Below are 13601 nucleotides of genomic sequence, written 5' to 3' on the forward strand. Positions count from 1 at the left end.
ACTGCGTGCCTCCCTGCCGACGGGCCGCCGGAGCGCCATGCTCGACGGCACGAGCCGGACTTCGGCGACCTCCGGCGGGAAGGCGTGGATCGGTGCAGGCGGACAAGAGGAGGGCGCGCTTGGCCGCACGGGCCGGGCGCTCGGCCGTACGGTCCGCCGCCGCGCTCGACGCCCGGCTCCCCCTGGGCGAAGTGGCCAAGGGGGCCGTACGGAAGGCCTTTCCGGACCACTGGTCCTTCCTCCTCGGAGAGATCGCGCTCTACAGCCTCCTCGTGCTCCTGCTGACCGGCACCTACCTGGCGTTCTTCTTCCAGCCGTCGATGAACGAGGTCGTCTACAGCGGCTCCTACGGACCGCTCCGCGGCCTGCGCGTCTCCGAGGCGTACGCCTCCACCCTGCGCATCAGCTTCGATGTGCGCGGCGGCCTGCTGATCCGCCAGATGCACCACTGGGCGGCGCTCGTGTTCGTCGCCGCCATCGCCGTGCACCTGCTGCGCGTCTTCTTCACCGGAGCCTTCCGCAAGCCGCGGGAACTCAACTGGACGGTCGGGGTCACGATGTTCGTGCTGGCCCTGGTCGAAGGCTTCGCCGGCTACTCGCTCCCCGACGACCTGCTCTCCGGGACCGGCCTGCGCACGGCCCAGGGCATCATGCTGTCCGTGCCCGTCGTCGGCACGTACGCCGGCTTCCTGGTCTTCGGCGGCGAATACCCGGGCGAGGACATCGTGTCCAGGCTCTACCCCGTGCACATCCTCCTCGTCCCGGGGCTCCTCCTCGCCCTGGTGACGCTCCACCTCCTGCTGGTCGTGCACCTGAAGCACACCCAGTGGCCGGGGCCCGGCAGGACCGGCCGCAACGCGGTAGGCAAGCCCTTCTTCCCCCAGTACGCGGCGAAGTCGGCGGGATTCTTCTTCCTGGTCGCGGGCGTTCTCGCGGGGCTCTCGGCGCTGGCGCAGATCAACCCGGTCTGGGCCTACGGGCCGTACCTGCCGGACCAGGTCTCCACCGGCGCCCAGCCCGACTGGTACGTGGGCTTCCTGGAGGGCGCGCTGAGGCTCATGCCGGGGGTCGAGACCAGGCTGTGGGGCCACACCCTGTCGTGGAATCCGCTCGTGGCCGGCGTCCTGCTCCCCGGCGCCCTGTTCACCGGCCTGTACGCCTATCCCTACTTCGAGCGCTGGATCAGCCCCGACCAGGGCGAACACCACCTGTGCGACCGGCCGCGGCACCGGCCGGCCCGGACGGCCCTGGCGGTGTCGGTGGTCTCCGGCTACACGGTGCTGCTGCTCGCCGGGGCGCAGGACCTGATCGCCTTCGTCTTCGACCTCCCGCTGCCGGGGCTGACGTGGGCCCTGAGGTGCGCCGTGTTCCTCGTACCGCCGGTGGCCTTCTGGCTCACCCGGCGGATCTGCCTGGCCCTGCAGCGCGCGGACATCGACGCCCTGACGCACGGGGAGGAGACCGACGAAGTGCGCCAGGCGGTCGAGGGCGGATACCACCCGTCCCACCGGCCCCTGAGCGCCGAGCGGCGGTATCCGCTGCTGGTGTACCCGGTGTCCGGCCCGGTCCGCCCGGCCGCGCCGGAGCGGGGCGGGCGGATCCGCGGCTTCGTGGAACGGCTGCGTACGGCCGCGAGCCGCTGGTACTACAAGGACGTGCTGGCGCCGCCGCTGTCGCAGGAGGACCGGCGCACGGTCGACGCGATCCTGGCGGGCCCCGACGCGCGGGACGCCTCCGCCGGGGACTGACCGCGCGCGGGACCGAGCCGCCGACGGGCTGACCGCGTCGGCGATCAGCCCGCGCGGTCCTCGCCCGGCCGGAACACGAACCCGAAGACACCGGGGACGAGGACGCCGAACCCGATGAGGGCGAGCCACAGCCCCTGGACGACGCCCAGGCCCACCAGTGCCGTTCCCACGGCCGAGACCACCGGTGCGTAACTCCGGGCGGGGAAGGAGAACCGCCGGTCCCCCGCCTCGCGGACCATCGCGTCCCCGCGGTCCTCGGGACGGTAGCCGTCGCGGCGGAACTGCCGCCACAGGAAGACGGCGATGAGCGCGGACATCAGGAAGGACACGGCGAGGGCGGCGGCCCCGGCCGGCTCGTCCGAGTACCGCACGTAAACGCCGCCGGTCACCGCGAAGAAGACCGCGACCCAGCTGAACAGCCATGCCTCCGTCTTCATACCGACTTCACCTCCGGATGGTGCAGGTCGAACGCCGGCGAATCGGACCGGATGCGCGGCAGGGCGTCGAAGTTGTGCCGCGGCGGCGGGCAGCTCGTGGCCCATTCGAGCGAACGCCCCCAGCCCCAGGGGTCGTCGACGTGCACCCGGCGTCCGTACCGGGCCGTCCGGACCACGTTGTAGAGGAAGGGCAGCGTAGACAGGCCCAGGAGGAAGGAGCCGATCGTGGACAGCGTGTTGAGGAGGGTGAACCCGTCGGCTGCCAGGTAGTCGGCGTACCGGCGCGGCATGCCCTGTTCGCCGAGCCAGTGGTGCACCAGGAAGGTCAGCTGGAAACCCGCGAACAGCACCCAGAAATGGATCTTCCCCAGGCGTTCGTCGAGGAGCTTTCCGGTGAGTTTGGGCCACCAGAAGTAGAACCCGGCGAAGGTGGCGAAGACGATCGTGCCGAAGAGCACGTAGTGCAGGTGCGCCACGATGAAGTAGCTGTCGGTGAGGTGGAAGTCCATCGGGGGCGAGGCGATCAGCACACCCGTGAAGCCGCCCAGGAGGAAAGTGACGAGGAAGCCGGCGGACCACAGCATCGGTGTCTCGAAGGACAGCGAGCCCTTCCACATCGTCCCGATCCAGTTGAAGAACTTCACCCCGGTCGGGACGGCGATGAGGAAGGACAGCAGTGCGAAGAAGGGCAGCAGGACCGCCCCGGTGGCGAACATGTGGTGCGCCCAGACGGTGGCGGACAGCCCGGTGATGGCGATCGTCGCGCCGACCAGGGCGGTGTATCCGAAGATGGGCTTCCGGCTGAACACCGGCAGGATCTCGCTGACGATCCCGAAGAAGGGCAGCGCGACGATGTACACCTCGGGATGGCCGAAGAACCAGAACAGGTGCTGCCACAGCAGCGTCCCGCCGTTCGCCGGGTCGAAGACGTGCGCCCCGAACTTCCGGTCGGCCTCCAGCGCGAGCAGCGCCGCGGTGAGGACGGGGAACGCCAGCAGGGCCAGGATCGAGGTGAACAGCACGTTCCAGGTGAAGATCGGCATCCTGAAGAGGGTCATGCCGGGAGCGCGCAGGCAGACGATGGTGGTGATGAAGTTGACCGATCCCAGGATGGTGCTCAGCCCCGAGACGGCCAGGCCCATCACCCACAGGTCCGCGCCCACCCCGGGGGTGTAGACGGCGCCGTTGAGGGGGGCGTAGGCGAACCAGCCGAACGAGGCCGAGCCGCTCGGCGTCAGGAACCCGCTGACCACCATCAGCCCACCGAACAGGTACACCCAGTAGGTGAAGGCGTTGAGCCGGGGGAAGGCCACGTCCGGCGCGCCGATCTGCAGCGGCATCACCGCGTTGGCGAAGCCGGTGAAGGTCGGCGTCGCGAAGAGCAGCATCATGATCGTGCCGTGCACCGTGAACAGCTGGTTGTACTGCTCGGCCGAGACGATCTGCAGACCGGGCCGGGCCAGCTCGGCCCGCATGAGCATGGCCAGCACCCCGGCGAACAGGAAGAACGCGAACGCGGTGACGAGGTACATGTTGCCGATCACCTTGTGATCGGTGGTCGACAGCAGCCGCAGGACGGTGTTCCCCGAGGCGACACGGCGCTCGGTATCCGTACCCGCATCCGCATCTCCCAGCGCCCGTTCCGGCGTGCTGTCGACCGAGACCATGGGGAACTCCAGGGGTGCCTGCGGGACGGTGATGCCTCGCCAGCCAACCCTGGCAGCCGTTCACGGTTCCGCCCGGCAGCCGAACGGCGCGCCGCCGGCGGTTAGCCGGATCGGGCCCCGCGGAGCGCGGGAACCTCAGCGCGGGGTGCCCGGCGGCAAGCGTGGCCGCGGTCGGTGAAGCGATCACCCGGCGGGCGACGGAGCAGAAGCGTGATCGGGAAGAGAGTGCGTTCATGGGTTCGATCATCGGCCGGTTGACCCGAGGTGTCCTCCCCCGCCAGGGGGAGACGCGATCCCCGCGCGGGGGATACGCGGGCCGCGCGCAGCCGGTTGTCTGGACGTATGAAACCCACGACGACACTCCGACTGCCCTTGCTGGTCCTGACGGTGATCCTGCTGACGGTCACGGGACTGTCCGCCCCGGCCGCGGCTCATCCCGTGGACATCGACCTGCGTGCCAGGGTCGAGGCCATAACCGGCATGCGCGTGCTCGGCGAACGGCCGGCCGACCCGGGGCAGACCGTCCTCGACCTCGCCTACCGCCAGCCGACCGACCACCGCCATCCCGAGCGGGGCTCCTTCGACCAGAGACTGACGCTCGTCCACAAGTCGGCACGACGCCCCGTCGTGCTCTACTCCGGCGGCTACGACCTCGGAACGTCGCCGCAGCGCCCGAGCGAGCCGACCAGAATGCTGGACGCCAACCAGGTCACCACCGAACAGCGCTTCTTCGGGCAGTCCCGGCCCGAGGGCGGCACGGACTGGTCCACGCTGACCATCTGGCAGGCGGCGAGCGACCACCACCGGCTCATCAGGGCCCTCAAAGCGGTCTACGACGGCCCGTGGATCTCCACGGGAGGGAGCAAAGGCGGCATGACCGCCGTCTACCACCGCCGCTTCTACCCGAACGACGTGGCCGGCACGGTCGCGTACGCCGCTCCCCACAACACGGACGACCGCGACGACAGCGCCTACGACGCCCGGCTCGAGCAGCTCGGACCGGCCGACTGCCGCGCCGCCCTCAAGTCCGTCCAGCGCGAGGCACTGATCCGCCGTCAGGCCATGACGGAGCGGTACGGCCAGTGGGCCGAGGCCGGCGCGCACACCTTCCAGACCATCGGCGGCGTGGACCGCGCCTTCGAACTGGCCACCCTGCGCCTGCCGATGATGTTCTGGATGCACCAACCCGCCGGAAGCTGCGCCTCCGTACCCACCGCCGCGACCACCGACGACGCGCTCTACGGCTGGATCGCCAAGGTGACCCAGCTCCCCGCCTACACCGACCGGACCCTCGCCGCCTACGCTCCGTACTTCTACCAACTCGGCACCCAGCTCGGGTACGCGCAGTTCACCACCCCGCACCTGGACGACCTGCTGCGCTATCCGGGCATCCAGGAGATCCGCTCGTACGTGCCTCGAGACATCGACCTGCGGTTCCAGCCCGCCGCGATGAAGGACATCGACCGCTGGGTCCGCCACCGCGGGAGCTCGCTCATGTTCGTCAACGGCGAGAACGACCTCGCCACCGCGGAACCCTTCCGCCTGGGCAGCGGCACACGCGACTCCTTCCTCTTCAACGTGCCCGGAGCCAACCACCACGTGTCCATAGCGGGCTTGCCTGCGGACGAGGCCCAACAGGCCACCGCCGCCCTGCGCCGCTGGGCAGGCCTGCCCAACTGAACGGCGTACGCGAGGACTAGTGTGGTTGCTACACGCAACCGCGTATGATTTTCCGACGCATTCGATTCAGGGGGAATGGAATGGCGCTTCGACCTGCCATTGTCGATCTGCTCGAGCTCAGCCCGGACTTCACGCGTGACCCCTACCCGGTCTACGCGGCCCTCCGGGAAAAGGGACCCGTGCACCACGTGCGCACCCCGGACGACGAAGAGATGTGGCTGGTCGTCGGCCACGAAGCCTGCCGTACGGCCTTCACCGATCCGCGACTGAGCCGGGACTGGCGCAGATCAGGCGACATGGGCCAGATCATCAACGCCGACCAGGACCACCCGGCGCTCGCCCACATGCTGATGTCCGACCCGCCCGACCACACCCGGCTGCGACGCCTGGTGGCCCGGGAGTTCACCCCGCGCCGCATCGAGACCCTGGCACCGCGCATCCAGCAGGTGACCGACGAACTGCTGGACGCCATGGAGGCGAACCCGGAGCGCCGGGGCGACCTGGTGAACTCCTTCGCCTTCCCGCTCCCGATGACCGTCATCTGCGAGCTGCTCGGCGTGCCCGAACTGGACCGCGAGGCGTTCCGCAGGTGGTCCAGCGAAATGGTGGCCCGTACCAGCCCGGAGGCGGAGGCCCTCGCGTACGCGGAGATGCCCCGCTACCTGAGCGGGCTCATCGAGGCCAAGCGTGCCGCCCCCGGCGACGACTTGCTCAGCGCGATGATCCACGCCGTCGACGAGGGCGGGGACCGGCTCGCGCCGAACGAACTGATCGGCATGAGCGTCCTGTTGCTCATCGCCGGGCACGAGACCACGGTCAACATGATCGGCAACGGGATGCGGGCCCTGTTCGCCCACCCCGACCAGCTCGCCGACCTGCGCGCGGACCTCGGTCTGCTCGACGGCGCGATAGAGGAGATGCTCCGCTACGACGGTCCCGTCGAGACCTGCACCGAGCGACTCGCCCTGGAAGACGTGGAGATGGGCGGGGTGGTGATCCCGGCGGGCTCGGCCGTCCTGATCGCCATGGCGGACGCGGACCGCGACCCGGCGCGCTTCGAAGACCCGAACCGCTTCGACATCCGCCGGGACGCCCGCGGCCACATCGCCTTCGGGCACGGTCTGCACTACTGCCTCGGCGCTCCGCTGGCCCGGATGGAGGGCCGCATCGCGCTCCGCTCGCTGCTGGAGCGCTTCCCGGAACTCGCCGCCGACGGCGACGAGGCGAAGCTGTCCTGGGTTCCCGGAATGCTGATCAGGGGCGTACGGGAGCTGCCCGTGCGCTGGTGACCTGAGGGGCGCAGGGCCGGTCCACCGCATCCGCCGGCGGACCGGCCCCCGGGTCACACGCGAAGGGCGACTGCGGGTCCGTCCTGTCCGTCCTGTCCGTCCCGTCCGGCCTGTCCCTCCCCGGACTGTCCGGTGATGCGCTCCAGGTCCGCCATGAGCGAGTCCAGCCACTCCGCGGCGGCGTAGTACGACGTCGGGGCGCCCGGTGGCTCGGCCGTGAATCCGTCGAACTCCGCGTCCCGCAGCGGCACCGGCTCCTGCGGGGTGTCGCCGCTCGGGTCCAGGCGCGCCGACACCAGCAGCATCCGTCCCGCCACCCGGTCCCCGAGCCGGGTCACCGCCGCCGCGGGCTCCCGCCCCAGCGGCGGTTCGGCGACCCGCTCGGGCGGCGCCAGCAACCGGCCCGCACCCCACAGCGTGTGGTGGCCGGTCATCAGCGCCGCTTGCCAGTCCGGCCCGGCGGACGGCGCGGCCGGCTCCTTCGGCTCGCTCTGGAACTGCGCGTACGCCGACTCCGCCATGATCAGCGCGTGCTGCAGGGACCGGTGCCCCGGCGCCGCGGTCACCGGCTTGCGCACCCCGCCCGCCGCCAGCTGCGCGGTCGTGGCCACCACGGTCTCCGCCGTGCCCCGCAGCAGCACCGCCATCGACCGCCGCAGCTCGTCCTGCGCGCCCCGCGGCCAGGCGAGCAGCCCGAACACCGCGCCGATCGCGCTGCCGGTCAGCACGTCCAGCAACCGGAACTCGGCCAGCTGCCAGGTAGCGGGCGCCAGCTGCGCGAACACCAGGGCGATCACCAGCGTGAACAGGGCCTGGGCCCAGCCCACCCCCTTGACCGGCCCCAGCGTGAAGGCGACCAGCATCAGCGGCGGCAGCGCCGCCGCGTACACCGCGATGTCCGTCCCCACCAGCGCCAGCAGCCCGGCCACGACCAGGGCGCCGATCAGCGTCCCGGTGAGCGCCACCCGCATGGTCGACCGGGTCTCCCGTACGGTCGTCCGCGTCAGGGTCAAGGTCGCCAGCAGCACCCAGAACCCGTGCGGCAGCGAATCCGCCCCCGCGATCACCCGGGCCGCCGCCAGCGCCAGGCTGATCCGCACCGCGTTCTGGAAGAACACCGACCGCCCGCCGGCGTGCCCCTCCAACCGCCGCCACCACAGCTGTGGTGCGGACATCCGGGCGTACCAGAACCGCCCCGGCGCCGCCCGCTCCGCGCCCGCGCGGCCCCGTACCGCGATCCCCGCGGCCGTCGACATCGCCAGCCCGGCGTCCGCCGCCTCCAGCACCGCCACGTACCGGCGCAGCATCGCCGGGGAGGCGTCGGCGGCCGGGCCCGCGGCCAGGGCCGCACGGGCCCGCAGTAGCTCCGCGTGCGCGTCCCCGACGGGTGCCCGGCCGCGCAGGAGGCCGGCCGTCTCCTCCGCCGCGTCCCGTACCGCGCGCAGCACGTCCAGCCCGGCCCGGCTCGGATCCGGCCCGCCGGGGGCGGGCGGCAGCACGGACAGCCTGCTCAGCAGGGTGCGCAGGGCCAGACCGGTATGGGCCAGGGCCCGGTCCCGCAGGCCCGCTCCGGCCGGCCGTTCGGCTTCCGGTACGAGCGAGGACCGCAGCCCGGTACCCGCCTGGTGCGCGGCCCGCACCGTCGCGTCGGACAGCGTGCAGGTCCCCCGGGTCAGCTCGTCGGCGCAGCGCCGGGCGGTGTCGGCGGCCCGCGCGGCCAGCTCCCGGTACGGGACGGTCGGCGGATCGGGCAGCACGAGCGCCTCCGCGAGGACGAGCAGCGCGAGGCCCGTCGTCGCGCCCGCCAGCCGTTCGCCGAGCGAACCGGGATCGTAGGGCGGGAAGGACGGCAGGATGTACATCAGCTGGAGGCCCGGCGCGGCCCCCGCCGGGCGCGGGCCGCCCACGGCCGCGAAGGCCAGCGCGAACCCGGCCACCAGCATCCCGAGGGCCGCGCTCCAGGTCCGTACGGACAGGTAGGTGCCGATCGTGATCAGCACCCAGCAGGCGGGCAGCAGCCGCAGGAGCACCGCGGCGCGCTGCCGTCCGGTACCGGGGATGTGCGACAGGCCCGCCATCGCCACGGCGGCGAACAGCGCGTAGGTCGCCGCGGCGGCCGAGCCGAAGCCGTACAGGAACAGGTAGAAACCGGCGCTGCCCGCCAGCGTGACCCGCACCGACCGCCGGGCCGCCGCCCGGTAGGCGGCGGGCAGCCGCACCCGGGGAACGCCAGCCATGCAACCAGCATCCCCCGGCCCCGGCCGACCGGCACGCGGCGCCGGTGTTTCCTCGCGTCCGGGCACGGCTGCCGGCAGGACGGTACGGCGCCCGGGGCGGACCGGGTCAGGCGGTGGCCGGGGGCTGTTCGCCGAGCAGCCGGGTGCGGAACAGGGCGAGGACCGTGTCCAGCGCCTGCCGGGTGGGCTGCCCGGGCTCGTCGACGAGGTGCTCGGTCAGGACGGAGTGCGGTGCGAACACGCCGTCGGGGTTCGCCGCGCTGTCGTCGAGTTCGACGGCGACGAACGCGTCACCGAGTTCGCGCCGCAGGTGCGCGAACCGCTCCCCGGGGACGAGGCGGTCGCCCCGGAACCGCAGCCCCAGGACGTGGAGCCCCTCGCGTTCACACCGCGCGCGGACGACCGCGAGATCCTCCGGGCTGATGTCGACGGCGCCGGCCCGCCCCGGCGTCCACGCCAGCGGCAGCGACGGCTGGGACAGGACGGGGGCCAACAGCCGCTCGTCCGTGGCCATGGCCAGGGCGAATCCGCCGGTCAGACACATGCCGACGGCGCCGACTCCGGGCCCGCCGCAGCGTTCGTGCTCCGCGGCGGCCAGCGCGCGCAGCCAGTGCACGACGCGCGAACTGCGGCCCGTGGCCAGCAGGGTGAACTCCCGGCTCACACAGACCCGCCACAGCGACGAGGCCACGTAGCGCCCGGTACCGGGCCAGCCGCGGGCGGCCGGGTTCGCGTCCCGGCCGGGCGTGCCGAAGAGCACCGGCAGCACGGCCGTACAGCCCGACGCCGCCACGCGTTCGGCGAACTCGACGACCTTCGGGGTGATGCCCGGGATCTCCGCCATGATGATCACCGCCGGGCCCGTACCGCGGCGCAGTATCCCGCGGGAGGCACCTTCGTGGGTGAACGTGCTCCGGGTGAAACCGGTCAGGTCGTGGTCCGCCACGGTACCGCCCCCTCCGTCAACCCGCTTGACCCGTCGGCACGTTACACCGAGGGGCTCAGGAGATTCCGTACCACTGGCTCGCCCAGCCGGTGTTGATGGTGCTGGTGGACTGCTCGGCGAGGTCGACGGAGGCCGGCAGCGAGGTCTGACCGGTCAGGATCGTGCTGTACCGGAGCTGCGGCGGCGTCAGACCGGCGTTCACGGAGATGCCGGCCCCGGTGGACTTCAGGGTGAGGGCGTTGGTGGCCCAGGTGCCGTTGAGCAGGAGGGCGATGAAGTAGGTGCCGGGCGCGGCGGTGAACGGCCTGGCGAGGGGGAGCGGCTTGGCGATCGGTTCGGTCATCAGCTGGGGCGAGATGTCCGGGGTGGCCGCGAGCAGGGTGCCCTTGGCGTCGTACACCCCGAGGTAGCAGTTGGCGAGCTGGGCGTTCGGGTCGAGTCCGGCCAGTCCCAGCCAGATGTTCGACCAGGTGATCTCCTCGCGCAGGACGATCCGCACCAGGGTGACCCGGCCCCCGACCCCCGCGGCGGACTGCGCGGTGACGTGCCCCGCGTCATTGGGGTCGCCGGTCCACGCCAGCAGGTTCTGGTCCTGCGGCCGGGGTCCCTTGAACGCGGACCCGCCGCTCGGTGCGGGCGCGGAAGGTCCGGAGCTCACCGCCCCGCGCGGGCTCGTGCCCGGTGCGGTGCAGCCGGCCAGGACGAGCAGCGCTGCGAGCGCGGCGGCGAGGCCGGTCGTGGCGGTGGTGGTGCGGGTGCGCATGGTCCCCCCATGAGGCGCGGGTGTGTCGACGAGCCATGGTCACACAGGGCACGGACACGCCATCGACCTGCCCCGACTCCTTCAAGCCGGACCGGTCTTCGGCGCGGTGGGCACCGCACGTCCGACCGATAGCCTGGCCGGTGGGCAGGGCCGGGCCGCTGACAGCCGCCCGGCCCGGCGACCGGCGCCCACCCGAAGACCGAACCATCAGAAAGAAGTCAAAGATGACCAACCTCGCCCTCAACCTGGCCCGCACCGCGGCGGCGAACCCCGACCGCACGGCGATCCAGTGGGACGGCCTGGCGCTCGACTACCGGTCGCTGGACGAGCGCAGCGCACGCGTCGCGGGCTGGCTGGCCGCCCGGGGCGTCGGGCCCGGGGACCGGGTGGCGATCCTGCTGCCGAACATCCCGCACTTCGCGGTCGTCTACTACGGCGTCCTGCGGGCCGGCGCGGTCGCCGTCCCGATGAACCCGCTGCTGAAGTCCCCCGAGATCCGCTACAGCGCCGGGGATTGCGGCGCCCGGCTGGTCCTGGCCTGGGGGCAGGCGCTGCCCGAGGCCGGTGCCGCGGCGGCCGAGCTGGGCATCGACTGCGTCGACGTCACCGCCGAGGAGTTCGGCGCCGCGCTGGCCGCCGCCGAGCCGCGTACCGACGTCGTGGACCGGGACACCGACGACCTCGCCGTGCTGCTCTACACCTCCGGTACCACCGGCCGGCCCAAGGGCGCCCGGCTGACCCACGGCAACCTGGGCAGCAACACGGCCGCCGTGGTGGACCTGCTGCACATGTCGGCCTCGGACACGGTGTTCGGAGGCCTGCCCTTCTTCCACGTCTTCGGCCAGACCTGCGGCCTGAACGCGGCCGTGCTCATCGGCGCCCGCATCACCCTGCTGCCGCGGTTCGACGCGGCGAAGGCGCTCGAGATCCTCGCCCGCGACCGGGTCACCGTGATGGAGGGCGTGCCCACCATGTTCCTGGGCCTGCTCGCCGCCGCGGACGCGGCCGGCTCGACCGGTCTGCCGGGCGACAGCGGCCTGCGGCTGTCCGTGACCGGCGGCTCGGCGATGCCCGTGGAAGTGCTGCACCGCTTCGAGTCGGCGTTCGGATGCCCGGTCGTCGAGGGCTACGGGCTGTCCGAGACCGCCCCGGTGGTCACGTTCGGGTCGCTCGACGGGCCCCGCAAGCCCGGCTCGATCGGTACCCCGATCAGCGGTGTGCGGGTACGCCTGATCGACGACGAGGGCAAGGACGTCGCCGAGGGCGAGGTCGGCGAGATCGCCGTGCAGGGCCCCAACGTCATGCCCGGCTACTGGAACCGCCCGGAGGCCGACGAAGCCGCGTTCGCCGACGGCTGGTTCCGTACCGGCGACCTGGCGCGGCGCGACGAGGACGGCTTCTACTTCATCGTCGACCGCAAGAAGGACCTGGTCATCCGCGGCGGCTACAACGTCTACCCGCGCGAGATCGAAGAGGTCTTCTACGAGCACCCGGCCGTGGCCGAGGCCGCCGTCGTGGGCGTCCCGCACGCGGTCCACGGCGAGGAGGTCGCCGCCGTGGTCACGCTGAAGCCGGGCGCCGAGGTCACCGCGGACGAACTCCGCGCGTTCGTGAAGGCCCGCGTGGCCCCGTACAAGTACCCCAGGATCGTCCAGCTGGTACCGGGCCTGCCGAAGGGCCCCACGGGCAAGATCCTCAAGCGCGAGATCGCGATCGAGGACTGACGGCCGCTCGCTCACGCGGGCGGGTCACGGGGATTGCCCTTCCCGGCCGCAGGCTTCACAATCGGCCTCCGTCACCGGGCGAGCGGCGGGGGAGCGGGGCGTGGACGGACCGGTGTTCGCGTGCTTCGCGCTCGCCGCGCTGGTGACGCTGTCCGTGGGGGTGAGCCGGGCTTCGTTCTGGTGGGTCATGTACCGCCCCCGGAGGCGCGAGCGGCCGCCCGGCAGCGCGGCGTCGGCGCCGCTGGGCCTGTACGAGGCGGCGTTCCTCCTCGGCGGGCGCGAGCGGGTGGCCGAGACGGCGATGACCGGGCTCCTGTTGGCCGGCCGGCTGTCGGTGACCGGCCGCTACGGGATCACGCTCGCACCCGGCCCGCGACCCCGGGATCCGGCCCGGGCCGCCGTGGCGGCCGCGTACGGCAGCGGTAGCCGCGGGCGCGACGCACGGCAGGTCCGCGACGCCGCGGCCCGGGCGGAATCCCTGCGCTGGGCGGGGAGCCGGCTGTTCGACGAGGGGCTGGTGGAGCGCCGGATCCCGTCCGGGCCGTACGGGAGCTGCGTCCGTGCGCACGGGGGAGCCCAGGCCCTGACCGCCTTGCTGGGGCTTGGCTGGATCGTGGCGGCGGCCGTCCGCGATGCCGAACCGGCCACGGCCACGGCCGCGGCCGTCGTCGTCGCCGTCCTCGCACCCGGGGTGCTCGTGGCCCGCCTGACGCCGCGGCCGCCGGCCCTGCAGCTCATGGGCGAGGGCCGGCGCCGTCTCGCCGAACTGGACCCGGACGGCGCATGGGTGAGCGCCACCCCGGTCGGGCGGAGCCTCTCGGCCGAGGAGGCCCGGACCCTGGCCGAGGTCGCCCTGCGAGGCCTCGGCGCGCTGCCGCCCGCCACGGGCCTCGCCCGCGCCCTCCGCGGACCGCAGCCCACCCGGCGCCGGTACGGCCGTGCAGCGCGAGCCCGTCGAGTCCGGCTTCGCGCCCCCTCGAACGGAGCAACCGCCGCCGGGTCGCACCCGCCGTGACCCACAACGCGGCGCGCGGAGCCCGACCGCGTCGCTCGGTGGGCGCATGTGGTCCGCCCCGCGTTCGACCGCGGGGCGGCAGTCCCCTTCTGCCC

10 protein-coding genes are annotated in these 13601 nt (G+C 72.7%); 5 read left to right on the forward strand and 5 right to left on the reverse strand.

Features of this window, described 5'->3' with window-relative positions; genetic code table 11:
• Positions 1–119 precede the first annotated feature (119 nt).
• Positions 120–1748, forward strand: a complete 1629-nt coding sequence (qcrB, locus tag ACZ6I1_RS01320; protein ID WP_469281795.1) for a cytochrome bc1 complex cytochrome b subunit — start codon at positions 120–122, stop codon at positions 1746–1748.
• Between the two features lie 44 nt (positions 1749–1792).
• Here qcrB and ctaF read toward each other — a convergent pair whose 3' ends face one another.
• On the reverse strand, positions 1793–2185 hold the full coding sequence (gene ctaF / locus ACZ6I1_RS01325; protein ID WP_469281797.1) for an aa3-type cytochrome oxidase subunit IV: 393 nt from the start codon (positions 2183–2185) through the stop codon (positions 1793–1795).
• On the reverse strand, positions 2182–3852 hold the full coding sequence (gene ctaD / locus ACZ6I1_RS01330; protein ID WP_469281799.1) for an aa3-type cytochrome oxidase subunit I: 1671 nt from the start codon (positions 3850–3852) through the stop codon (positions 2182–2184). The genes ctaF and ctaD overlap by 4 nt, the downstream gene beginning before the upstream one ends.
• 342 nt (positions 3853–4194) lie before the next feature.
• Here ctaD and ACZ6I1_RS01335 point away from each other — a divergent pair, with 342 nt between their 5' ends.
• Both ACZ6I1_RS01335 and ACZ6I1_RS01340 read left to right on the forward strand, forming a co-directional pair.
• A complete protein-coding gene (locus ACZ6I1_RS01335) occupies positions 4195–5532 on the forward strand; it encodes a S28 family serine protease (RefSeq protein ID WP_469281801.1) in 1338 nt (445 codons plus the stop codon).
• 80 nt (positions 5533–5612) lie between these two features.
• The gene (locus ACZ6I1_RS01340) at positions 5613–6821 is read left to right on the forward strand and encodes a cytochrome P450 family protein (RefSeq protein ID WP_469281803.1); all 1209 of its coding nucleotides are present in this window, start codon (positions 5613–5615) and stop codon (positions 6819–6821) included.
• Between the two features lie 53 nt (positions 6822–6874).
• On the opposite strand, the gene ACZ6I1_RS01345 is transcribed toward ACZ6I1_RS01340, so the two are convergent.
• The 3 genes from ACZ6I1_RS01345 to ACZ6I1_RS01355 all read right to left on the reverse strand — a co-directional run bounded on the left by ACZ6I1_RS01345 (position 6875) and on the right by ACZ6I1_RS01355 (position 10767).
• Positions 6875–9058, reverse strand: a complete 2184-nt coding sequence (locus ACZ6I1_RS01345; RefSeq protein ID WP_469281805.1) for an FUSC family protein — start codon at positions 9056–9058, stop codon at positions 6875–6877.
• A 106-nt stretch (positions 9059–9164) separates the two neighbouring features.
• Positions 9165–10004, reverse strand: a complete 840-nt coding sequence (locus tag ACZ6I1_RS01350) for a dienelactone hydrolase family protein (RefSeq protein WP_469281807.1) — start codon at positions 10002–10004, stop codon at positions 9165–9167.
• A gap of 55 nt (positions 10005–10059) precedes the next feature.
• On the reverse strand, positions 10060–10767 hold the full coding sequence (locus ACZ6I1_RS01355) for a hypothetical protein (RefSeq protein WP_469281809.1): 708 nt from the start codon (positions 10765–10767) through the stop codon (positions 10060–10062).
• A 224-nt stretch (positions 10768–10991) separates the two neighbouring features.
• Here ACZ6I1_RS01355 and ACZ6I1_RS01360 point away from each other — a divergent pair, with 224 nt between their 5' ends.
• Positions 10992–12491, forward strand: coding sequence for a long-chain-fatty-acid--CoA ligase (locus ACZ6I1_RS01360; RefSeq protein WP_469281811.1), 1500 nt, complete (start codon positions 10992–10994; stop codon positions 12489–12491).
• Positions 12492–12591: 100 nt separating this feature from the next.
• Positions 12592–13506, forward strand: coding sequence for a TIGR04222 domain-containing membrane protein (locus ACZ6I1_RS01365; protein WP_469281813.1), 915 nt, complete (start codon positions 12592–12594; stop codon positions 13504–13506).
• Positions 13507–13601 lie beyond the last annotated feature (95 nt).

Source organism: Streptomyces sp. NPDC046303 (genome assembly GCF_055588085.1).